The sequence below is a fragment of the Mycobacterium sp. MMS18-G62 genome (assembly GCF_053877835.1).
In genome coordinates this window covers 6,001,323-6,022,532 of record NZ_CM132662.1, presented here as the reverse complement: position 1 = coordinate 6,022,532, position 21,210 = coordinate 6,001,323, and the positions used below count along the sequence as shown (strand labels likewise).

At 63.5% G+C, this 21,210-nt stretch carries 21 protein-coding genes and 1 pseudogene; 8 read left to right on the top strand and 14 right to left on the bottom strand.

All coding sequences use genetic code 11. The annotated features are described in order from the left end of the window. Positions 1-44 precede the first annotated feature (44 nt). The gene (locus ACWW36_RS30095) at positions 45-251 is read left to right on the top strand and encodes a hypothetical protein (protein WP_456139540.1); all 207 of its coding nucleotides are present in this window, start codon (positions 45-47) and stop codon (positions 249-251) included. A gap of 1 nt (position 252) precedes the next feature. Here ACWW36_RS30095 and ACWW36_RS30090 read toward each other — a convergent pair whose 3' ends face one another. Genes ACWW36_RS30090 through ACWW36_RS30080 form a run of 3 tightly spaced genes read right to left on the bottom strand, consistent with a single transcriptional unit; the run spans position 253 to position 2,646 of the window. After that, positions 253-1,395: an acyl-CoA dehydrogenase family protein gene (locus ACWW36_RS30090; RefSeq protein WP_456139539.1), complete on the bottom strand. Its 1,143-nt coding sequence runs from the start codon at positions 1,393-1,395 to the stop codon at positions 253-255. A gap of 3 nt (positions 1,396-1,398) precedes the next feature. Continuing rightward, positions 1,399-2,442, bottom strand: a complete 1,044-nt coding sequence (locus ACWW36_RS30085; protein WP_456139538.1) for an acyl-CoA dehydrogenase family protein — start codon at positions 2,440-2,442, stop codon at positions 1,399-1,401. 9 nt (positions 2,443-2,451) lie between these two features. Further along, entirely contained in the window at positions 2,452-2,646 is a 195-nt protein-coding gene (locus tag ACWW36_RS30080; protein WP_456139537.1) for a ferredoxin, read from the bottom strand. A gap of 80 nt (positions 2,647-2,726) precedes the next feature. On the opposite strand from ACWW36_RS30080, the gene ACWW36_RS30075 reads away from it, so the two are divergent. Then, a complete protein-coding gene (locus tag ACWW36_RS30075) occupies positions 2,727-3,527 on the top strand; it encodes an SDR family NAD(P)-dependent oxidoreductase (RefSeq protein ID WP_456139536.1) in 801 nt (266 codons plus the stop codon). Here the strand turns inward: ACWW36_RS30075 and ACWW36_RS30070 are convergent. The 4 genes from ACWW36_RS30070 to ACWW36_RS30055 are packed head-to-tail and all read right to left on the bottom strand — an operon-like array spanning position 3,520 to position 7,621. Then, complete coding sequence (locus tag ACWW36_RS30070; RefSeq protein ID WP_456139535.1) at positions 3,520-4,716, bottom strand: cytochrome P450; 1,197 nt, start codon at positions 4,714-4,716, stop codon at positions 3,520-3,522. The genes ACWW36_RS30075 and ACWW36_RS30070 overlap by 8 nt on opposite strands. Positions 4,717-4,719: 3 nt before the next feature. After that, positions 4,720-5,175 carry a VOC family protein gene (locus ACWW36_RS30065; protein ID WP_456139534.1) on the bottom strand — a complete coding sequence of 152 codons (456 nt, stop codon included), beginning with the start codon at positions 5,173-5,175 and terminating at the stop codon, positions 4,720-4,722. After that, positions 5,172-6,392 (bottom strand): CoA transferase, encoded by a 1,221-nt coding sequence (locus ACWW36_RS30060; RefSeq protein ID WP_456142691.1) that lies wholly within the window; start codon positions 6,390-6,392, stop codon positions 5,172-5,174. The genes ACWW36_RS30065 and ACWW36_RS30060 overlap by 4 nt, the downstream gene beginning before the upstream one ends. A 5-nt stretch (positions 6,393-6,397) precedes the next feature. Beyond that, on the bottom strand, positions 6,398-7,621 hold the full coding sequence (locus tag ACWW36_RS30055; protein ID WP_456139533.1) for a CaiB/BaiF CoA transferase family protein: 1,224 nt from the start codon (positions 7,619-7,621) through the stop codon (positions 6,398-6,400). A 65-nt stretch (positions 7,622-7,686) separates the two neighbouring features. Here ACWW36_RS30055 and ACWW36_RS30050 point away from each other — a divergent pair, with 65 nt between their 5' ends. After that, complete coding sequence (locus ACWW36_RS30050; RefSeq protein WP_456142690.1) at positions 7,687-8,895, top strand: CaiB/BaiF CoA transferase family protein; 1,209 nt, start codon at positions 7,687-7,689, stop codon at positions 8,893-8,895. Positions 8,896-8,898: 3 nt separating this feature from the next. On the opposite strand, the gene ACWW36_RS30045 is transcribed toward ACWW36_RS30050, so the two are convergent. Genes ACWW36_RS30045 through ACWW36_RS30035 form a run of 3 tightly spaced genes read right to left on the bottom strand, consistent with a single transcriptional unit; the run spans position 8,899 to position 12,328 of the window. Next, positions 8,899-10,017, bottom strand: coding sequence for a thiolase family protein (locus ACWW36_RS30045; protein WP_456139532.1), 1,119 nt, complete (start codon positions 10,015-10,017; stop codon positions 8,899-8,901). Continuing rightward, positions 10,014-10,247 carry a hypothetical protein gene (locus ACWW36_RS30040; RefSeq protein ID WP_456139531.1) on the bottom strand — a complete coding sequence of 78 codons (234 nt, stop codon included), beginning with the start codon at positions 10,245-10,247 and terminating at the stop codon, positions 10,014-10,016. The genes ACWW36_RS30045 and ACWW36_RS30040 overlap by 4 nt, the downstream gene beginning before the upstream one ends. A gap of 2 nt (positions 10,248-10,249) precedes the next feature. Next, on the bottom strand, positions 10,250-12,328 hold the full coding sequence (locus ACWW36_RS30035; protein ID WP_456139530.1) for a CoA transferase: 2,079 nt from the start codon (positions 12,326-12,328) through the stop codon (positions 10,250-10,252). Positions 12,329-12,460: 132 nt separating this feature from the next. Here ACWW36_RS30035 and ACWW36_RS30030 point away from each other — a divergent pair, with 132 nt between their 5' ends. After that, positions 12,461-13,675 (top strand): cytochrome P450, encoded by a 1,215-nt coding sequence (locus ACWW36_RS30030; protein ID WP_456139529.1) that lies wholly within the window; start codon positions 12,461-12,463, stop codon positions 13,673-13,675. Here ACWW36_RS30030 and ACWW36_RS30025 read toward each other — a convergent pair. Genes ACWW36_RS30025 through ACWW36_RS30010 form a run of 4 tightly spaced genes read right to left on the bottom strand, consistent with a single transcriptional unit; the run spans position 13,666 to position 17,710 of the window. After that, the gene (locus ACWW36_RS30025) at positions 13,666-14,745 is read right to left on the bottom strand and encodes an acyl-CoA dehydrogenase family protein (RefSeq protein ID WP_456139528.1); all 1,080 of its coding nucleotides are present in this window, start codon (positions 14,743-14,745) and stop codon (positions 13,666-13,668) included. The genes ACWW36_RS30030 and ACWW36_RS30025 overlap by 10 nt on opposite strands. Next, positions 14,735-15,928, bottom strand: coding sequence for an acyl-CoA dehydrogenase family protein (locus tag ACWW36_RS30020; protein WP_456139527.1), 1,194 nt, complete (start codon positions 15,926-15,928; stop codon positions 14,735-14,737). The genes ACWW36_RS30025 and ACWW36_RS30020 overlap by 11 nt, the downstream gene beginning before the upstream one ends. Further along, entirely contained in the window at positions 15,925-17,244 is a 1,320-nt protein-coding gene (locus ACWW36_RS30015; RefSeq protein WP_456139526.1) for an amidohydrolase family protein, read from the bottom strand. The genes ACWW36_RS30020 and ACWW36_RS30015 overlap by 4 nt, the downstream gene beginning before the upstream one ends. Positions 17,245-17,281: 37 nt before the next feature. Then, positions 17,282-17,710, bottom strand: coding sequence for an SRPBCC family protein (locus ACWW36_RS30010; protein WP_456139525.1), 429 nt, complete (start codon positions 17,708-17,710; stop codon positions 17,282-17,284). Between the two features lie 82 nt (positions 17,711-17,792). Between ACWW36_RS30010 and ACWW36_RS30005 the strand changes: the two genes are divergently transcribed. From ACWW36_RS30005 to ACWW36_RS29990, 4 genes and pseudogenes are all read left to right on the top strand, one after another. Beyond that, the gene (locus tag ACWW36_RS30005; RefSeq protein WP_456139524.1) at positions 17,793-18,683 is read left to right on the top strand and encodes an enoyl-CoA hydratase/isomerase family protein; all 891 of its coding nucleotides are present in this window, start codon (positions 17,793-17,795) and stop codon (positions 18,681-18,683) included. A 73-nt stretch (positions 18,684-18,756) separates the two neighbouring features. After that, positions 18,757-19,662 (top strand): SDR family NAD(P)-dependent oxidoreductase, encoded by a 906-nt coding sequence (locus tag ACWW36_RS30000; protein WP_456139523.1) that lies wholly within the window; start codon positions 18,757-18,759, stop codon positions 19,660-19,662. A gap of 18 nt (positions 19,663-19,680) precedes the next feature. Beyond that, positions 19,681-21,063 (top strand): aromatic ring-hydroxylating oxygenase subunit alpha, encoded by a 1,383-nt coding sequence (locus ACWW36_RS29995; protein ID WP_456139522.1) that lies wholly within the window; start codon positions 19,681-19,683, stop codon positions 21,061-21,063. Beyond that, positions 21,060-21,203 (top strand): annotated as a pseudogene (locus ACWW36_RS29990) (zinc ribbon domain-containing protein); the annotation flags it as partial. The gene ACWW36_RS29995 and the pseudogene ACWW36_RS29990, both read left to right, overlap by 4 nt. Positions 21,204-21,210: the final 7 nt, after the last annotated feature.

The window sequence follows — 21,210 nt, the reverse complement described above, 5'->3', positions numbered from 1 at the left end:
AGCTAGCCTGATCTCAACTGACGGTTGAGCGCGAGGAGTCGCCGATGGACCCGAAGGACCGCATTCCGCACGATGACTGGGCCGATCAGGACTTGTTGACCCGCGCGGAAGCCGCCGAACGCCTCGCCGTCGAGATCAAGGAGATCCAGGCAAAGCTGGTTGCCGGCGACGCCGACGAGGTCATGCTGCGACGACTCGCAGCCCTCGAAGAGGCCCATGCGCAGATGAGCGGGAGCGGTGGCCCGGGCTGACCTACTTGGTTCGCGGCAGCCCGAGCACTCGCTGGGCAACGATGTTGCGCTGAATCTGCGCGGTGCCGCCGTAAATCCCAGCGGCCCGGGACCAGACATAGATATCCCACTCCAGCCCCTCCGTGAGCAGCGGCTCGCTGTCGGAGAGGTCCATCATGGTGTGGCCGAAGACCTGGTCGGTGCGCGCCATCAGCAGCTTGTCGACCGATCCCTCCGGGCCGGGAAGGGCGCCGCGCTGTCGATCGCTCAGTGAACGCTGCACTTTCACCTGCAATGCGCGGAGTTCGGCATAGGCCTGTCCGAGACGAACCCGGGTCACCGGAGAGTTTTCGAGCCGGCCGAGTCGGACATCTCTCTCGAGGCTTCGCAGTTGCCTCGACAGTCGGCTGATCCAGTTGATGTCGCTCGGCCCGCGTTCGTATGCGAGCAACTGGGTGGCGATCGACCAGCCCTGACCTCGCTCACCAAGCAGGTTTTCAGCGGGTACGTCGACGTCGTCGAAGGTCACCTCGGTGAATTCGCGGTTGCGCGCGGCGTTGACGATTGGTCGAACGTCGATACCTGGCGTCGACATCGGCACAAGCAGAACGGAGATTCCTTCGTGCTTCGGCGCGTCGGGTTCGGTACGGCACAGCAGGAAACACCAATCCGCGACTGCCGCGAAGCTAGTCCAGATCTTGCGCCCATTGACGCGGAAGACTTGCCGACCGTCGAGGTCGATCAAGTCGGCTCGCGTTTTCAGGCTAGCCAGGTCCGAGCCCGCTTCCGGCTCGCTGAACCCCTGGCACCACCGGACCGCGCCTGACATCAGTCCGGGCAGCAGTTCGGCGCGCTGTAGATCGGACCCAAAGAGCCGCAACGCGTTACTAAGGTGGCCGACCCCTTCGATCGGCGGGGCACCTGCGCGCCCGAGTTCATCGTTGAGGATCGCTTCATATGTCGGCGGCAGGCCATGGCCGCCGTACTCGACAGGGAACGACAACCCGATGTACCCGGCTTCGTGCAGCGTTTGGTGCCAGGCATTCTGGGCGTCGGCTCGGGCGGCGGGATCATCAGGTATGGCGGCATCGGCGCTGTGGTCGTGCAGCCATTGACGTAAGCGCGCGCGGAATGCGGCTTCCTCGCCGGTGTCGTTGAAGTCCATCGGCTAGGCCAACTCCTCGTTCTCCAACCGCATTTGCGCGATTGCTTCGTACTGCGTGGCCTCGTCACCGAACAGGCGTCGATTCAACAGGGTTCGGCGGACCCGTAGGTGGGATACGTGTTCCCACGTGATCGCGATTCCGCCGAACACCTGGACCGCCGTCTCGACGACATCTCGGCCCGCGGCGGCGGCGTAGGCTTTCGCAGTCATCGCCGCCAGTCGGGCCTCATCGACCGGCAGATGGTCGATCGCCCAGGCGGCGTGCCACAAGCAACTCCGGGCGCCTTCGACGCGTACGAGGGCATCGGCAAGCATGTGCTGAACCGCTTGAAACGAACCGATTTTGACGCCGAATTGGACGCGATCCCCTGCGTACTGCACGGCCTCATCCAATGCGCCCTGCATGACACCCACCAGGTCCGCCGCTGTGGCAGTCAACGCGAGAGCCTCTACTCGATGCCAGCGTTCCGCATCGATCGGTTCTCCTGTGGTCGTCGCCGACGCCGCAACATCGGCCGGCGTCCGCCGCAGGATACGAGTGAGGTCCAATCCCTCCTCGGTGGTGTCTTCGAGCGGTGCGCAGGCCAGCCGATGGACGCCGCCCGACTCGATCGCGAGGAGGGCGTGGGTAGCGCCTGCGGCATCAAAGGCGACTCCGCCGGCTTCCGTCGCCCCAAATCGCTGCAAGTCAACAGTAAGGATCGGGGCGATGCGCAAGCTGCCCTCGGCAATGAGTTCCAGCTCCTTGTGCGCTCCCGCAGCTTCCATCAACTCGGTGGCGAAGACTGCCTGGCCGACAACCGGGACCGCGCAAAGTGTCCGGGCCAGCTGTTCGATGACGACGACCGTCTCTACGCCACTCGCATCCAGGCCGCAGAGGCTGGGGGAGCGCAACGTGGGGACACCGAGCTCGACGAGCTGGCGCCAGTGGTCCGCCATTGTGTCGTCGCTCGGAATGTCGCTCGGATCCGTGGTCGCCAGATGTTCCGCGAGTCCGGATGCGGTGTCCTGCAGCAACTTCTGCTCATCGGTTAGGCCAATGTTCATCGGAAGCGGTCAGTCTTCGTGCAGCTTCAGTGCGATCTTCGGACACAGTCCGACCGCCTCGCGGACCTCGTCCACGCGGCCCTGCGGTACCTCGTCGACCAAGACGCGAGCCAGATCGTCGTCTCCGAGATCGAAGATGTCAGGTGCGATACCCACACATACCGCGTTGGACTCGCATAGATCGCGATCCACTTCGACGCGCATCGGCCCTCTCCTTTACGTTCCGATACCATCTTGGATGATAGAACGAATAATGTTCAACTGTTCAATCTAGGAGGCTCGACTTGTCCCGGTTGGATAATCGAAACGCCCTGGTCACCGGCGGCGCACAGGGGTTGGGGCGCGCGATTGCCCGCCGGCTCGCTGCCGAGGGTGCCCGGGTGACGATCGTCGACCTCAACGAGGACAAGGGTCGCGAGTGCGTCGGGCTGATCGAATCCGCGGGCGGTACCGCCGAGTTCGTGAGGGCCAACGTGGCCAAGCGCGACGACATCGAGGCGGCCACCGCGGCGGCCGCGATCGATGGGCGGCTGGACGTCCTGGTCAATGCGGCGCAGTACTTCGCCATGCCGAAAGCTCTAGAACTGGTGACGGATAAGGACTGGGAGCTATCAGAGGCGACGGGTCCAAAGGCGACGTTTCGGTTCATGCAGAGCGCGTTCGGATATTTGAAGGAAACCGGTAAGGCGTCGGTGATCAACTTCGTATCGGGTTCCGCGCTCGGCGGTATGGCCTACACCGGGCCCTATTCCGCGGCCAAGGGGGCGGTTCATGCCTTGACCAAGGTCGCCGCGAATGAGTGGGCGCGCCATGGCATCCGGGTGAACGCGGTGTGCCCATTCGCGCTAACCGATGTCCAGCGCGACATGATCGGCACCGAGTGGGACAACTACACTCGCACTGCCGCGGCGTCGCCGATGAAACGCGGAGCCGATCCGGATTCCGAAATCGCGCCTGCAGTTGCCTTCTTGGCGAGCGACGATGCGTCTTTCGTCACCGGCACGGTGCTCCACATCGACGGCGGGATGACCGAGCTGTCCACGGTGGACTACTCGCAGTCGCCGGGCGTCTTCAACGCTACTTGAGCGTCATCTCCACACTGGTGTAGCCGCGAACGGTGGCTGTCAGCACGCGTTCATGCGTACCGACGGTGTAGTTCGGGAACTTCTTCGCGACGTACTCGAATACGAGTTGCGCTTCCCGGCGGGCTAACCATTGACCGAGGCAAATGTGAATGCCCCAGCCGAAGTAAACGTCCGTCCCTCGCGGACGGTTGATAATGAACCGGTCGGGGTCGTCGTAGCGACGCTCGTCGCGATTGGCGCTGCCGAGCAGCAGCAGCACCCAGTCGCCGACGTTCATCGTCACTCCATGTTTCTCGACGGGCCGAGTCAGCGTGCGTGCAACCCAGTGGCTGGGTGTGTCGTATCGCAGTGCTTCGTTGACAGCCGCAGGAATCAGGCTGTGGTCGTTGACGATTCGCTGCCACTGGTCAGGATGGTCGTGCAGCGCGACCAGGCCATTGGAAATCAACTTCTGCGTGGTTTCCGACCCCGCAGCCGACAGCAAGTTGGCGAACATCAAAACCTCATGGGGCGTCAGTGACCGCTCACCGCCGGCCTCGGGGTCGTCGAACGTTGCGCTCAGAACGATGCTGATGAGATCTTCGCCGGGGTTCGAGCGCCGTTCTTCAATGAGATCGCCGATGTAAGCACTGATCTTGCGGTTGGCCTGAATGGCGCTTGGCGGCATCGCGACCTCGCCCTCGTGGCGAGTGAGAAACGCCTCCCACCAGACCCTTAGCTGCTCGCGGTCGGCCTGCGGAACGCCGAGCAGGTCTCCGATGACGTCGGTGGGTACCGAGAACGCAAACGCCTCCATCGCATCAACCGTGGTTCCTGGCCGCAAACGGTCCAAGTGATGGTTGACGACGGCTTGCAGGGCGTCCTCCATGGCGGCGACCGCCTTGGGTGTGAAGAACCCCTTGAGCACGCCGCGGATTCGGTCGTGGCGTGGTGGGTCCATCGAGATGACGGAATACTTGCGCCCGTCGTCGTCCGGGTTTTCCGGAGCGGGACCCAGTTTGGACGAGTACGTCGGCCAATCCCGCAAGGCTCCGGCGACATCGTCGAACCGGGACAGCACCCACCACCGGTCTTCTGGATCGCGATAGACCGGCGCTTCGTCACGTAGCCTGCGGTACACCGGGTACGGATCGTCGAAGATCGCCTTTGAGAACGGCGAATACATCAACTCGTTTGTCGCTGGGACCATTTCTCAACTGCCTGTCAGCCGTGGAATGCGTTCGATGAACTCGAGCAGATTGCCGTCTGGATCCGTTGCCATCAGGCCGCGGTTCCCGCCGTCGAACCTGACGGTGCGGTCTGCGAGCAATCGGCCACCGCGTTCGACGATCATCGCAATCATGCTGTCGACGTCATCGACGCGAAAAGACAAATGGGTGAAGCCGAGTCGGTTCATCGGCTCTGGCGCCGGTTCTCCGATGGTTCCAGGTCTGGCGTATCCGAGCAGCTCGAGGCGGAATCCATCGCGCTGCAGGTAGACGAGGTCCAGCACAAGGTCAGGAACATCCAGCAGCCGCGCGCTGGCATCGTCGTCCACCTTCATGCGCCCAACTTCGGTGAAACCGAGTGCAGCACAGTAGAACTCCGTTGAACGGCCGATGTCTCGAACGCACAAGCCGACGTGGGTGAGGCGATGCCCGTCGTTCATGGCCGCTGCTGAACGAGCTCGGCAATCAGGCCGTTGTGTTCGCCGAGCAGCGGCGGCCGGGCCGGCGTCACAGTCGGGGTCGCGCTGAACACATACGGCGTGCCCGGGTAGGTCACCGTCCTGCCTAATTCGGGATGCGCCACTGGCACCTGGAAGCCCCTCGCGACGGTGTGCTCGTCCTCGAAGGCCTCGTCAGGCGAAAGCACAGCGCCACAGGGAAACCCGCGGCGCTGACTGATCAGGAAGAAGTCCTTGGCGGGAAGCCGTGAACCGATGAGCCGAATTGCCTCGCGGGCCGCGCTCAGCATCGCCGTGGTCTCGTCATCTGTTCCAATCAACGCGAGATCGACCGGTTCGTCGCGCTCGGCAGCGAGATCAAGGAACACCGCCTCCGGCAGCTCTTCAGTGAGGCCGAGTTCGCCAAGCCAGGCTGATAGGCGCGCGAACTCCTCCGGCTTGCGGGGAAGCACACCGGTCGTTGCGTAATGACCGTCGGCGCAGAGTACCTGAACTTTCGAGCTGCGGGTCGGATACGCGTGCCGGCCGGTCTGACGCAGACAGACGTCCCGGTTCACCAGCCAGTGATATGTCGTCTGTTCGCATGTCACGTTGCAGGCGGCGGTGACATTGACATCTACCAGTTGGCCCTGCTCGGTGTGGTCACGATGTGCGAGCGCCACGAGCGTCCCGATGGCGCAGTACATTCCGGCGATATTGGCCGACTGATCGCCGGCGCCGCGGATCGGCGGAAGCGTGCGATCGTCGTATCCACAGTTCCACACCGGGCCTCCGCCAGCCAGCATTGTGAGGTCCGTTACCGGTTGATCGGCGCGGGCGCTGCGCAAACCGAACGGGCTCACTGATACCCAGATCAGACGTCTATCACGGGCCGCGCAACTCTGATAGTCGATGTGTGTGCCCTCGCACTGGTCGCTGCCTGCAATGACGATATCGGCCGTCGCAATTAGGTCTTCTAGGGTGCGCGCACCTGCTTCAGTCGTCAGATCGATTGTGACCGAGCGTTTCCCGACGTTGCCCGCCCACCAGCGCAGGCTGCGGTTGATACCGGGCTCGTCATCGACGAACGGCGGCCTGGACCGATGTGGTGAGCCAGACGGCGGCTCGACCACGATGACGTCGGCGCCCAGCTCGGCCAACACTCGGCCACCGACCGGGGTGAACTGGTCGGCGATCTCGATGACGCGTAGATCTTGCAGTGCGCTCAGATGACACCTCGCCGTGTCCAGTCGTCGAGTTCGGCGTCGGAGTGGCCGAGTAAGTCCTTGAGGACTTCACGGTTGTGTTGCCCTACGCGCGGCGCAGCCGAAGTGATCTGCCATGGGGTCGCGGAGAACCGCATCGGGATTCCCTCGACGCGGACATCGCCGATGTCGGGATGCGTCACCGTAGGGAACAGGTCCATGGCGGCGAGGTCCGGATCGCCGTCGATGCGTTCAGCGGGGCTCTTGACCACGCTTGCGGGAACGCCTGCGGCATTCAGGTCCTCGGCGAGGGCCGCAGCGTCCCGCGTCACCGCAAGATCGCTGATCATCTGGTCGAGCTCGTCGACGGCCTGCAAGCGCTGCCCGAGGGTGGAGAACCGATCCGACGCCAGTTCGGGTTCGTTGAGCACCTTCGCGAGCAGGGTGAGCTCTCGCTCGTCCCGGCATGCGATCGCGATCCAGCGGTCGTCGCCAAGACAGGGGTATATACCGTGGGGCGCCATCTCACCGAAGTCGGCTCGGTTGCCGCCGGCTGCCGTAGAGCGACCATTGACAGTCCAATCGAGTATTTCCGCCGGCAGCATCGCGATGCCGGCCGATACCGTCGCCAGATCGACGTGTTGGCCTTCACCCGTCTTGTCTCGGTGGTGTAGCGCGGCCAAGATCGCAGTCGTCATGTAGAACGCCGAGCCGTGGTCCATATAGGAAAAGCCCCAACCGGACGGCTCGGTGTCCGGGAGTCCAGCTGTAAACGTGAGCCCGCTCACGGCCTGGACAATGGGGCCCCAGGTCTTGAAGTCTCGATAGGGACCGGTATGGCCGAACCCGCAGTTGGAGACGTAGATGATGTCGCGCTTGATCCGTTGCAGCTCGGCATAACCGAAGCCTCGGTTCTCCATGACCCCGGCCGCGAAATTCTCGCAGACGACGTCGGAGATGGAGATCAGCTCGCGCAGCAGGTCTCTGCCTTCCGGGGTGCGCAGATTGATTGTCACGCCGTACTTGCCGACGTTGTGGTTGTTGAATCCGGCGCCGAAGTTGACCCCGCGACGATCGTCGACGTAGGGGCCGACCCCGCGCAACGCGTCCCACAGCCCCTGGGTCGTGGGATCTTCGACCCTGATCACCTCGGCGCCGAATGCAGCCAGGATCTTGGTGGCCCCCGCGCCTGCGAGCTGACCACTCAGATCGCACACCCGAAGGTGAGACAACGCGCCGGTCACGGATCCGACAATAGCAGCTAGACAGAAAGTGTTCTATTGTTCAGTTCGTGACGCAACCCGAACCGATGAAGGGCGTCCGCGTGCTGGAAGTGGCGCAGTGGACATTCGTCCCGGCTGCGGGCGCCGTGCTGGCCGACTGGGGTGCCGACGTCATCAAGGTCGAACACCCGCGGACGGGCGACTCCCAGCGCGGCCTGCGCAATCTCGGTCACATCACGATCGAGGGCAACCGCAATCCGGTGATGGAACACGCCAACCGCGGTAAACGGTCGGTGGCGCTGGACATGTCGACCCCGGATGGCCACGAACTGTTGATGGATATCGTTCGCACCAGCGATGTGTTCCTGACCAACTTTCTGCCTGACGCCCGTGAGAAGCTCCGGATCGACGTCGACGATGTGCGAGCGGTCAATCCAAACATCATCTATGCCCGCGGCAGCGCCTACGGCCCCCTCGGGGCCGAGGCCGGTACGGGTGGCTACGACATGACCGGTTTTTGGAGTCGCGCAGCAGGCGCCTTGGGGTCAACACCGAGCGACCTCGAAGGCGTTGTACCGCAACCTGGTCCGGCATACGGCGATTCGATCGGGGGGATGACGATTGCCGGCGGCATATCGGCGGCGCTGTTCGAGCGAGAACGCACTGGGCACGCCCGGATCGTCGACATCTCACTGCTAGGCGTCGGCGTGTGGGCGTCGGGAGTGGCGATCAACGCGGCGCTGGTCAGCGGACAACCCTGGGTGGCGAACCCTGCAGGAGCGAACGTTGCCCCCAACAATCCGTTGGTCGGTTTCTACGGCACGAGTGACCGACGATTTCTGGGCGTGTCGATGCTGCAGGGCTTTCGCTTCTTCGGTGAGTTCTGCCGGCGCATCGGTGTGGGTGACCTCGCTGCCGACGAACGTTTCGCAAGCCACGAGTTGCTCGCTCGCAATGCACCTGCGGCTACCGAGGTCTTGCGCCAGGCGATCGCAGCTCACCCCTTGGAGCATTGGCGAAAAGCGTTGGACGGCTTCGATGGTCAATGGTCGGTCGTGCAGAACACGGTCGAGGTGGCCGCTGACCCACAGGTCCGCGCCAACGGCGGCATCGTCGGCATCGAAACGGAAAGCGAGAGCTTCGAACTCGTCGCGAGTCCGGTGCTGTTCGACGAGACGCCACTGCACCTGAGCCCGATGCCTGAATTCGCGGCCAACACCGAGGAACTGATTCTCGAACTGGGCGGCGACTGGGACCGGATCATGGCGCTGAAGGAAAGCGGTGCGATCGCCTGATCGTCACCCGCGCAGGAGCGCCACGACGCAGGAGCCGCCGCCACCCACTGCCTGGACGACACCGGTCCTCGGATCGGCGACCTGACGCGAAACAGCTTCTCCACGAAGTTGGGTGACGACCTCGGCGGTCTGCGCCAAACCCGTTGCACCAATGGGGTGGCCACGCGCAATGCATCCGCCGTCGGTGTTGGTGGGCAGCGAACCGTCCGATGCCAGTCCACCAGACTCGGCAAGTTTCACGACTCCGTCCGCGTCCGTAAGGCCCATCGCGATCAACGCGGTGATCTCTTCGCTGGCACACATATCGTGCAACGAAACCACACCGACGTCTTGCGGCCCCACTCCCGCGTCGGCATACGCGCGCTGGGCGGTTAGCGTTATCTGAGAGGGCGGGCCCACAACGGGTCCCACCAACGGCCACCCTGGATCGTTCGGCCAGCTGGTCTGCTCGATGGATAGCACTGACACCGAACGCGGTGCCGTGTCGGCGGAGACCACGACCGCCGCCCCGCCGTCGACCGATGCGTGGCACATCATCTTGGTCAGTGGCTCGGCGACGACCCTGGCGCCGAGGACGTCGTCAACCGTGACCTGTTCTGGGTTGCGCCGCGCGGCAAGCGGATTGAGCCGGGCCTGGTTGTATGACTTGGCCGCAACCGCGGCGATGACCTCCGGCCCGCACTGGGTTTCATACAGCCAGTGCGCTGCCTCGATGGCGTAATGCAACTGTGGCGGGAAGCGGTCCCAAAAACCGATGGCCGCAGGGACCACTCCGCCCGGCTCCAACGCGGTGGTCTTCTCGTAACCGATCGCCAGCGCCGTGCTGCAGCGGCCGGACGCGACCGCCCACACAGCATGTCGCAGTGCGACCATTCCGCCAGCCGACGCGCTCTCCGTCGCGGTTACCGGAATTCCTGTGCGGCCCAGCCGGTGTGCGACCGCGAGGCCGGTCTGCGGCCCCGCCAGTGCGGACGAGGTGAACACTTCGCCGACGGCGTCGTAGCCGATGCCCGCGTCAGCCAGCGCCTTCTCGGCCGCGGCGACGCCGAGGTCGGCCAGGGGCGTATCGCTGTGCTTGCCGAACTCGGTGAGGCCTACTCCGGTGATGTGTACGCCCGTCATGCCGGATCCGCGACGAACATCTCGATGGTGTCTTCACCCAATGTCGCTGAGACGAGTCGACCAACGGTTCCCGGCACAGGCCGGGCACCGTCGACAAGAACCTGGAACCGTCCGTCCTCGGTGTCCACCCACGCCACGGCATAGCCATCCTGGCCGAACTCAGGGAAGGGTGACTTCGACGGTACGAAGGTCGACGACCATACGGTCGCCGGGGTTTCAGATCTTGACATTGTCAGACAGCCGTCCTCTCGTACAGGGCGCTGGTGCTCGTGCTGCCCAGCGCGGGCGGTGGTGCGAGCGACACCGGCCCCTCACCGGCAAACCGCCACGGTAGGCCCACCAGTCGAGCCGTGCCGAGATCCGGGTCGGGGTGGGTTATCTCGGGAAAGAATCCACGCGCTGCCAGACGGTCGTCGGTTACCAGTTCCCCGGCGCTTCGTACGACAGCGGCCCGTACGCCGGCACCCGCGAGTTCTGCCGCGACGTCCTCGGCGTCGGCCGCTGCGATCCGAGCCGCGAGCTCACCATCGCTGTACGGTCGCGATTCGTCGCCGAACAACTCGACCGCGACCCAGCGCGAGTCGGCGCTGCGGTACACCAGGCGACGCACCGTCGGGTCGGGAGCAGCGTGCTCGACCGAAGCCGCGGCGACATACTCCGAAATCGTCGATGCAACAACCTCGGACATAGAGACGTCCACGACAGCACCTGTGTCGCTGTGCGGGCCAAGCGCCCACGCCGCGATGACGACCGCGGCCACCACAGACGACAGCGGATCTGCGAGCACGGTACCCAGGCGAGCCGGCTCGCCGTCGGTTCCGGTGGTCAAGCCGGCCAGGCCGCCGTACGCCTGAACGTTGTTGGCGTACACGCGATATCCAGCCAGCGGACCGTCCGACCCGAAGCCCGACACCCGCACCGCAAGTCGCCCCGATTCGGCGAGTTCCGCGGGTGACACGTGTAGCCGGTCCAACCGGGACGACCCGACGTTCTCGATCAACACATCGGCTTGCGACAAGGCCGCGGCCACGTCTTCGACTGCGCCGCCGGGATCGATCAGAACACTTCGTTTGGAGTGGTTGGCCACCGCGTAGTACGCGCCGCGTTCGACACCTGATACTCCGTCGGCGAACGGGCCACTGCGCCGGTAGATGTCGAGCCGTTCGGGATCCTCTAGCCGCACCACCGTCGCGCCCATCGCACCCAACAGGGAACCGATGATCGGACCCGCAAGTACGTGAGTGAGCTCAGCGATGCGCAGCCCCTGCAGGCCGCCGCGTCGGCGTTGACCGGCTTTGCCTAGCTCTGTCCGCCACGGTGTTCCGAGGACCGCGACGTCGCGATCACCCATCGGTGTCTTGGTCAATGCGCTTCGATGAGCCAGTTGCGGCGAGCGCAAGAGTTCACCGGGGAGATTGACTGGCGTCGACGGAACACCGTTGGCTTGCAGCAGGGCAGCGCAATCACCTTTTGCGCGACCGGTGGTCCACTCGGTGACTTTGGCGTTGATCAGTTCGGCGTGCTCGATGCGGGCGGGGCGATGATCAAGGCCCACCGCCCATGCCGGGTTCCCGAGTGCGACCAATAGGCCTTTCCACTGGTGGTTCTCCACGGCCGTGATACGCACCAGCCCGTCTCGGCATGCGAACACTCCCGAGGGCGCTAGGTATCGACCGCTGCCTGCGCGGCCTGGGCAGCGGTACATGATGTGCGCGCATTCTGGGAGTGCGGCGGTGTAGATCACTGCTTCCTGCACGGACACGTCGACGTGAACCGGTAAGAGTGTGTCGTTTCGCCGGTCCAGTCCGTGGAGCGCTGCCAGCGCGGCGACAGCACCGGCGGACTTGAGGGCCACGTAGCCGGGCGCAGGAACCGGCCGACCGTCGCCGTCCTCGATTGTGGCCAGGAGTCCACCGCTGGCCTGGGCGACCAGCTCACCGCCCGGGTGTCCGGTACCCGGCTCGTCAGAGCCGAAAGGGGACACAGTGACAACCACAGTGGGGCCATCCACCGATGGAACCGCAGCGCCGTCGACGATGACGATGTCGGCTGCGCGCGCGTGCTGCACAGGATCGGCACCCGGATCGAGCATGCGCTTGCGATGGTCAAGGACGAAGTCGACGGCAGGCGTTATGCCGTGCGGCCCCGTCAGAACCGGACCCGCCCGGCGCACCTTCTCGTCTGAGATCTTGGCAACGTCTGCGCCCAGGCTCGCCAGCAGTGCAGCGGCGGCCGAGCCGGCGATTCCGTCGCCGAGTTGCAGCACGCGCACGTCAGCGAGGAAATCCGTCGTGGAAGGATTCTGGCTCACTGCATGCGCTCCTGTTCACAGTGTGTTGAACAATTGAACAGTATTCGTCTCATTGAGTCCACACTGGGTCATCGACGTCGCATTCGGGAACCCGGTTCACAGCTTCACAGGTTTTGTTCTATTGTTCATGCTATGGCGACGATCACCGGCATTTCCGGAGCCCGATTCGACGACCCAGGGTTTTATCTCGGCGATCCCAACGCGACATTTCGTGAGTTGCGGGAGACAGATCCGCTGCACTGGTACGAGGAAGGCAAGTTCTGGGTCGTCACCAAGTACGACGACATCAAGACGATCTCGGCGCGGCCGGAGAAGTTCACGTCGGAGCGAATCGCGATCATGATGGATCTGATTGCGCACCGACAGGGTGTCGACCCCCAGGGATTCGGAAGTCGCGGAATCATGTTCATGGATCCGCCTGAACACCGCGCACACCGCAAAGCGATAGGCGTTCGGTTCACACCGGCGGCGGTCGCAAAGATGGAAGACCGCGTCAAGCAGGTCGTCGCCCAGGCATTCGACGACCTTCCCGACGGTGAGTTCGACTGGATCGAGCACATCGCCGAACCGATTCCGGTGTACATCTTTTCGTACTTCCTGGGTGTGGCGGAGGCGGATTGGTCCAAGGTCGCGTCGTGGGCCACTACCATCGCCAAGGCGGGTAGCGGGCTCGCGACCGACGACGACTACCAGGTGATCTTCGACCAGATCGCGCCCTACCTATTGGGTCTTACTGCCGAACGGGCCGAGAGTCCCCGGGACGACCTCCTGACGATGCTGACGCAGGTTCGCATCGACGATGAACCGTTCAACGAGGTGCAGATCATGGTCTACGCGATGACGCTGCTCGCCGCCGGAAGCGAGACCACTCAGAGCCTGCTGGCAGGTCTCATCGAGTGTTTGGATCTGCATCCCGCTCAGGCCGACGCGTTGTTCGCCGACTCTTCGCTGTCCGACAACACCGTCGAGGAGACATTGCGTTGGTGGACACCGGTGATGAGCATGGCCCGGCAGGCCGCCCAGGATGTCGAGGTGCGGGGAAAGAAAGTCCTTGAAGGTCAGGGCCTTCTGATGGCGTATGCGTCGGCCAACCGTGACGTCGATCATTGGGGACCCACGGCCGAGGACTTCGATATCACCCGCTCCGACGCGGCTGGACACGTGGGTTTCGGCGTGGGAGAACATTTCTGCATGGGGGCGGCCCTCGCGCGACGCGAGGCCCGGTTCGTGCTTGCCGAGGTGCTTCGACGGGCCAAGGGAGTTCATGTCACCGGTCAGCGGATCAAGCGGGAATCGTCGCTGGTGAACACCTTCGATCGACTCGACGTCACACTGGACTATCGCTGAACGCCGCTCCTGGCAGCCAGCCAGTCGGTGATCGCCGTGCGGTGTTCTGTACGTGACCCCAGCGACGCGGAGAGGGTTGCGGCGCGGCGTAGATGCACATGAGCCTCATGCTCCCAGGTGTAGGCGATGCCGCCGAACACCTGTGTCGCCCCCTCTGGAACGGCGCGCAGCGAGTCGATGGCCCAGAAAGCGGCGAGCGACACCAACGCCGTTGCGTCGGGTTGGTGCTGATCGCACGCATCGGCGGCCCGATTGACGAGCGCGCGACCGACTTCGATCACCGAACGCTGATCGACCAGCCTGTGCTTGATCGCCTGGAACGAGCCGATCGGTCGGCCGAACGCGACGCGAACCTTTGCATACTCGGTCGCTGCGTCATTGGCGGCTGCCGCGACGCCGACCAGTTCGGCGACGAGTCCGACGCGCAACCGCAGTAGGGCATCGCGATGGTGGCGCACAGCTTCGGCGCCGTCGGTGATCACTTGGATCGGTGCCCCGTCAAGGGTGATCAGCGCCGCAGGGCCGTGATCGAGAGGCTTCAGCGGCTCCCGTTTGACGCCCGTTCCGTTCGGATCCACCACACCCAGAAGTGACTGTCGGCTGTCTTCGGCCAGTACCACCAGCCGCGTCGCGACGGCGCCGTAGGGAACAAGATTGAAGGTGCCCGAAACCGTCTGGCCAGCTAGTGTTCCCGACTCAGGCAGAACGACCGCGACCCCGTCGGAGCAGCGGTCCTCGGACCAGTTCGCCGCCGCGGTGGCGGCCAGCGGTATCGGCGCTGCTGCGGCACCGGCTGCTTCGACGAGCACCGCGAGTTCGCGCAGTGCTCCACCTGCGCCTCCGTTGTCTTCCGACACCAATACATCCGGCCAGCCCAGATCCGCGACAGTGGTCCATAGTGCTTCGTCGAATGCCGGCCCGGGGCCGTCCAGAAGCGCTCGGCTGCGCTCAACGGACCAGGCCTGCCGCAGAATATCGTCGGCTGATTGGCGCAGTTCGGCGAGTTCGGCTGCAGTGTCGGCGATTTCGTCCAGTGAAGCTGACGGCGAGATTGCGGTGTCAGGGGTCACGGGGCAATCCCAGTAGTCGTTCGGCGATGACGTTGCGTTGGATTTCCGACGTGCCAGCACCAAATGTGGCCGCGCGCATCAGCAGGTAGCTTTGAGCGACATTGCCTTGCTTGGCGGCCCCGGCGGATCCGCGTTCGAGTGTTCCCGCAGGCCCTGTGAGTTCGAGGCCGAATGTTGCCATCGACTGATCAACCTCTGAGGTCAGCAGCTTGGCGACGGACGCCTCTGGGCCTGGGCTTACTCCGCGCACCCCCGCCGCCGTGGCCTGCGCGGCGATCTGCCTCAACGCCTCCACTTGGGCCGCGTATCGGGCGATTCGATCGGCGACATAGCTATCAGCTAAACCCTTATCAGTCAATGCATTTGGTTGTTGCGCCATCTTCACCAAGATGTCGAGGCGGCGTTCGATCCGATGCGTACGGCTTTGGCCGACACGTTCGTACCCAAGGGTCGACTTAGCCACTTTCCAGCCGCCGTGTAGGGGCCCGAGAACATTACTCAGGGGTACTCGCACAGCATCGAAGTACACTTCGTTGAACTCCGCGGCACCTGTGATCTGACGGATGGGTCGGACTTCGATACCGGGTGAATTCAGGTCAGCCAGTATGTAGCTGATCCCGTCTCGCTTTGCGGCGGTCGAGTCGGTGCGAGCCAAAATGTAGATCCAGTCTGCGTATGAGGCTTTCGACGTCCAGATCTTCTGTCCGGTGATGACGAGTTCGTCGCCCTCGATCACAGCCTTGGTTTTCAGCGCGGCGAGGTCACTGCCGGCCTCGGGTTCGGAAAAGCCTTGGCACCAAACATCTTCAGCAGAAAGGATGCGGGGAAGATATAGCGCACGTTGCTCGTCGGTGCCCCACTGGATGATCGTGGGGCCCAGCTGATTGATGGCACTGCGGTTGATCGGCTCCGGGGCATGTGCTGCAGCCATCTCGGCATTGAAGATGAGCTGTTGGGCGGGTGTCGCGGCGCGTCCGCCGTACGCGACTGGCCAGGAAATCGCAGCCAGTCCAGCTGCGTGAAGGCGATTCTGCCACAGCCGCATTCGATCAAGGCGATCGGTTTCTTCGCCTTCTCGGCTGACCAAGTCGGGGGTCAGCGACGAGGATAAGAAGGCTTGAACCTCGTCGCGGAACGCTTTGTCCGCTTCGTTGAGGACAACGCCGTAGTCGCGATCGGTCACGTGCCGCCGCGAATGATCGACGCCATCCGCTCTTTCATCTCGCCGTAGGTGATCGCCGTAGTGCCGGCTTTGGGTGCACGGCCTGCGTCGACTTTCGGCGCAGACAGGTCGAGGCCGACGATCTTGTCCCGAAGTGCCGCGACGGTGCAATTCTCTCGTCCGAGACGCTCGACGGCGTCAAAGCCGAAGACGCGTGCGGCGTTTCGCCAGGTGATGGCTTCGACCTCATCGGACGAACATCCCTCCAGCTGGGCTGCGAGTTGCTCAGGCGCATCCGGCCAGCTGCTATCGGAATGTGGATAATCCATCTCCCAGCAGATGGTTTCGATCCCGATGCGGTCGCGCATCTCGATTCCCACCCGGTCGCGGATGAAGCACGACATGAAGTTCCGGCGGAAGACATCGGTCGGGTTCAGTCCGGCCCCGAGGTCGTCGCCGGTCCATGCGCGCTGACGGGAGTAGATGTCCTCGAACCGCTCGAGCAGGAACGGGATCCATCCGATCCCGCCTTCGGAGAGCGCGAACTTGATCGTCGGAAACTTCACGACAACGGGGGAGAACAGGAGATCCGCAGTGAACCGCATCGTGTCAATGGCCAGCATCGAGTTGTACGCGAGATAGGTGGTCTGATCTGACGGGACGGGAACCCCGCCGCCGGTACCGATGTGGATGTTGACGACCGTGTCGTGCTCGCAGACCGACTCCCACAACACATCCCACTGCGGGTCCTGCCATGGCGGCTGACCATAGCTGCCGATGTGCTGCGGCACCGTCACCGCATGACAGCCCGCTCCCGCCAAGCGTGCCACCTCGCCCGCGGCGAGAGCTGGATCCCATAACGGCAGGATGCCCATCGGGATGAACCGGTCCGGGTGGCGGCCGCACCAGTCCGCAACGTGCCAGTCGTTGTAGGCGCGAACCATGACTTCGGATATGTCGCGGTCACCGTGATAGGTGAAGAGCGCCCCCGAGATAGTGGGAAATGAGGGGAAGCACAGGGACGCCAGCACCCCAGATGCGTTCATATCATCGACTCGAGCGTCGACGTTGTAGCAGCCTGTCCGCATGTCTTCGAAGCGCGACGGTTCAAATCCCCACTCATCGTTGGGCCGGCCCGCGACCGCATTGAGCCCGATATTGGGCATCTGGAGTCCTGCGTACTCCCAGAAACACACGCCGTCGTCGCCGTGCACGATTTTCGGCGCATCGTCGGCGAACCGCGACGGCACTCGGCCCTTGAACATGTCGGGAGGCTCGACGGTGTGGTCGTCGACGCTGATCAGCACTAGGTCGAGGGGATCGATCACCGGCAACATTCTAGGCTAATGAACAAAATCTGTATATGTGTACAGGCTAGGCGCCGGCACCTGTCGCGGCGTCTTCGATCCAGCCGGCCATCATCCCGTAAACCAGCTCGATGCTCTCGCGGGCGCTGGCGTCGTCACCGGACGGCTCGTAGTCCACTTCCCATCCGATCCGGCACCCGTCACCGGCGACAGCAGAGTCGGCGACGAAGACCACGGTCTCGAAGCGGTTCACTGGCAGCGGGTTGTTGGTGATCTCGTAGGCCAATCTCTTTTGCTCGGGTCGGATCCAGACAAGCGTCTCCACCGTCGCATCATCGCCCGAACCGTGGATCTTCCTGCGCATCCCTGGCCCGTCGCCTTCGACCTCCACGTTGATGTCCATCGGGATCCATCCCACCTCACCGAAGTTGGCCAGTATCGCCCACACAGCGTCAGCTCGCGCGGAGATGTCCTTGCTGACCGTCAAGGTTGGCATGCGGGGGACAGTACCATTCATGTAACAATAGAGCGGATAGTGTTCATATGTGCTGTAGGGCCGAGCGCGGAATTGAGGTGACATGAGCACTGACGACCAGACGGCTCTCGCGGTCGATGAGGACTGGGTTCGTTACGCCGTGATCGAACCGCACATCGCGCAGATCACGATCAATCGACCCGAACGCCGCAACGCGATCCTGTCGCCCGATATGCATGCACTGTTCAGGGATCGCCTCGACCGCGCCGAAGAAGACGATGACATCAAGGTCGTCATCCTCAAGGCGGAAGGGAAAGACTTCTGCAGCGGAGACGACGTCCGGCGTCTTCCGGTTGAACAGGCTGGGCTGACAAAGGATAAAAGGCTGCCGCAAACGGCTCGCATGGGCAATGCACGCCGACTGCACCGCCATCTGACGACCTGGCTCGAATTTCCCAAGACGGTGATTGCCGCGTGCCAAGGCGCCACGCTGGGAGCGGGGATGAATCTCGCGCTGGCCGCCGACATCTTGGTCGTCTCCGAGGACATGTATCTGGCGCGGCCGCAGGCTCGAATCGGCTTCGCGGGATTCTCGACGGCGATGCCGTTGGCCCTGCTCAAACTTGGTCCCAACCGCGGTTACGAGGCGATGATCACCGGGCGAAAGGTCTCCGCGACCGAATTACACGACTGGGGCGTCGCCGCATCCGTCGTGCCGGTCGACGGACTGGATGGTGAGGCGCTGCGCTACGCGCGTGCTATCGCTCATCACTCGGCCGACGGACTGATGGTTGGCAAGCACGCCCTGATCGCGTTCTGGCACGCGGTCGGAATGGCACAGTTCGGCGATTGGGTTCCCATGGCGCACAGCGTGTTCAGCAACTTGTCATGGCGCGAGGACGAGTTCAACTTCATGAAGGAACGCGCCGCCCGAGGCGGCCGTGAGGCATTGGCCGAACTCGAGCGCCGTTACTCGGAGTGGGGATTCGAGTAGATGTAACACCTGAACAAATTGTGTCATGATGTTCTGTATGCTGGGCGGTAGATCCTTCGACTAGGAGTGACACATGGGTGCACTGGACGGACGTACCGCGCTGGTCACCGGCGCTGGCCGGGGTATCGGGGCGGCGGTCGCCGAAGGCCTGGCGGCCGAAGGCGCGACCGTCATGGTTTCGGACGCGGGAGTCGGCGTCGATGGCACGGGTCACGATGCCGGCCCGGCCGAAGCCGTCGTCGCTGCCATCAATGAACGAGGGGGCAAGGCGTTCCCAGACGCGACCGACATCACCGACTTCGCCGCCTGCGCCGATCTGATCGCTCGCGCCGCGAACACACTTGGCGGCCTGGACGTCGTGGTGAACGCAGCGGGCATCCTGCGCGACGGCATGGTCTTCAAGATGACTGAGCAGGATTGGGACGCCGTCGTCGCCGTCCATCTCAAGGGAACTTTCAACGTCACCCGACATGCCGCTGGGTGGTGGCGCGAGAACCGTGGCGGTCAGTACAGGCTGGTCAACTTCACCTCGATGTCGGGTTTGCAGGGAGCGCCGAGCCAGCCGAACTACGCGGCGGCCAAGATGGGCATCGTCGGGTTGACGTTCTCCTGTGCGAATGCATTGCGCAATTACGGGGTGACGTCCAACGCGATCGCGCCGATCGCGGGCACCCGAATGACGCAAGGTATCAAGGGCGGCGGAAGCATGGACTACTCCGACTCCAACGTGCGCCTCTCGCCGAAGAACTGTGTGCCGCCTGTCGCGTATCTGGCGAGCACCCAATCGGACTGGCTCAATCGACGAGTCATCTTCGCCGGAAACGGGCGAATCAGCTTGATGTCCAACCCCGTCGTCGAGCGCGAAATCGTCTCAGCCACCGGCACGTGGGACATTCCCACCGCATTCGCCGAGATCGAGACATCGTTCAAGGAAGCGGTGTTGTGGCCCAACATCTTCGACAAGCCGCCTGCAAGCTGACCTACGGATGAGGTGACGATGACCGACCTGGCGACCGAACGGGTGCCGGAGAAGTACGCGTGTGGTGAGACTTTCGTCCCCAAGACCCGTTACGTCGATCCTGACTTTCTCAGACTCGAACTCGATCGACTCTTTACTCAAGTGTGGCAGGTCGCGTGTCGTGAAGAAGAGATTCCTGACTCCGGTTGCTATTACGAATACTCAATCGGCCGGCAGTCAATTGTGGTGGTGCGTCAGAAGGATCGCAGCATCAGGGCGTTCTACAACACCTGCGCGCATCGAGGGATGAAGGTCGTGCGCGGTAGTGGTTGCGCGGTTGATGGCGACCTGCGTTGCGAGTTCCATGGCTGGCGCTATGCGCTCGACGGACGATCGTCGTTCGTACCTTGCCGCGAAGAGTTCGCGTCGCGCCCGCGGGAGCAGTGGGGACTGACTCCGATCAAAGTCGGCACCTGGGGCGGTTGGGTATTCATCAGCATGGCCGACGATCCACCGGATCTCATCGACTGGCTTGCCCCTCTACCCACAGCGCTGGCGCCGTTCCGCCTGCAGGACATGCGCTACCGGTGGCGCAAGCGAACGTTCCTGCCTGCCAACTACAAAACCGTCGTCGATGCGTTCATCGAGGGCTACCACACCCCGGGTACGCACCCGCAGACCCTGCGGGCCGCCCAGGGCCCCCGGCCGACGACGGAACCGGCATTGCCGCAGGAATACGCCTACGCCCCGTACACACCGACGATCACCTATGACAACCACTCGCGATTCATCTACACGCAACGTCCCGAGACGGCCGGCCGGGACAGCGCGCGCCAGCAGCAGGCCGCACGGCCCGAGGTGTTCGCCAACTCGATGCAATACAACTACCTCGAGGTCGGCTCGCTGGTCACCGAGCGCGACTATCGCGCCGCACAGCAGCTAGCGACGATGGAGCCGAGTGAGGTTCCGCCGTTCGTCTTGTACCACAAGATGTGTGAAGAGTTGGCGCTCGCCGAAGGCGTCGACTTTCCGAAGATGTCGATGGAGGAGTACTTCGCGGGCAATGGCGACTGGCACGTCTTCCCGACGCTGGTGATCCTCGTCGAAAAGTCTTGTCTGCTGGGCTATCGAATGCTTCCCGACGCCGATGATCCGAACCGGTGCACCTTCGAGATGTTCTCGCTCGAACATTTCGCGCCCGGCGAGGTTCCCGAAACCAGCTGGCAGGAGTTCGAGCGCTGGCAAGACCACGACGGCTGGGGAGAGCTGCCGACGCAGGATCTCAAGAACATCGGCGCCATCCATGCCGGTATGCATTCCAAGGGTTTCGACGGACTGTGGCTGAACACCGCTCAGGAGATGTCGATCCGAAATGAGCACGCGATCGCCGATCGTTTCATCTTCGGCGCTGATGAGCAATGAGCGAGATCGCGACTGAGCGGCCAGTCCCGCTTCTTACGGATCTGAACCGACCGTATTGGACTGGCGGCGCTAATGGTGAATGGCGCCTGCAGCGGTGCACGGATTGCGAGCGGCTTGTGCACCCTCCGGCATTGCGGTGCCCGCATG

Excerpts from the sequence above, each read along its gene's own strand:
- ACWW36_RS30015 (WP_456139526.1), bottom strand. The coding sequence starts at position 17,244 with ATGTTGCCGGTGATCGATCCCCTCGACCTAGTGCTGATCAGCGTCGAC.
- ACWW36_RS30085 (WP_456139538.1), bottom strand. The coding sequence starts at position 2,442 with ATGAACATTGGCCTAACCGATGAGCAGAAGTTGCTGCAGGACACCGCA.
- ACWW36_RS30095 (WP_456139540.1), top strand. The coding sequence starts at position 45 with ATGGACCCGAAGGACCGCATTCCGCACGATGACTGGGCCGATCAGGAC.
- ACWW36_RS30065 (WP_456139534.1), bottom strand. The coding sequence starts at position 5,175 with ATGAACGACGGGCATCGCCTCACCCACGTCGGCTTGTGCGTTCGAGAC.
- ACWW36_RS29995 (WP_456139522.1), top strand. The coding sequence starts at position 19,681 with ATGACCGACCTGGCGACCGAACGGGTGCCGGAGAAGTACGCGTGTGGT.
- ACWW36_RS30010 (WP_456139525.1), bottom strand. The coding sequence starts at position 17,710 with ATGCCAACCTTGACGGTCAGCAAGGACATCTCCGCGCGAGCTGACGCT.
- ACWW36_RS30070 (WP_456139535.1), bottom strand. The coding sequence starts at position 4,716 with ATGGTCCCAGCGACAAACGAGTTGATGTATTCGCCGTTCTCAAAGGCG.
- ACWW36_RS30005 (WP_456139524.1), top strand. The coding sequence starts at position 17,793 with ATGAGCACTGACGACCAGACGGCTCTCGCGGTCGATGAGGACTGGGTT.
- ACWW36_RS30030 (WP_456139529.1), top strand. The coding sequence starts at position 12,461 with ATGGCGACGATCACCGGCATTTCCGGAGCCCGATTCGACGACCCAGGG.
- ACWW36_RS30090 (WP_456139539.1), bottom strand. The coding sequence starts at position 1,395 with ATGGACTTCAACGACACCGGCGAGGAAGCCGCATTCCGCGCGCGCTTA.
- ACWW36_RS30050 (WP_456142690.1), top strand. The coding sequence starts at position 7,687 with ATGAAGGGCGTCCGCGTGCTGGAAGTGGCGCAGTGGACATTCGTCCCG.
- ACWW36_RS30040 (WP_456139531.1), bottom strand. The coding sequence starts at position 10,247 with ATGTCAAGATCTGAAACCCCGGCGACCGTATGGTCGTCGACCTTCGTA.
- ACWW36_RS30080 (WP_456139537.1), bottom strand. The coding sequence starts at position 2,646 with ATGCGCGTCGAAGTGGATCGCGATCTATGCGAGTCCAACGCGGTATGT.
- ACWW36_RS30045 (WP_456139532.1), bottom strand. The coding sequence starts at position 10,017 with ATGACGGGCGTACACATCACCGGAGTAGGCCTCACCGAGTTCGGCAAG.
- ACWW36_RS30000 (WP_456139523.1), top strand. The coding sequence starts at position 18,757 with ATGGGTGCACTGGACGGACGTACCGCGCTGGTCACCGGCGCTGGCCGG.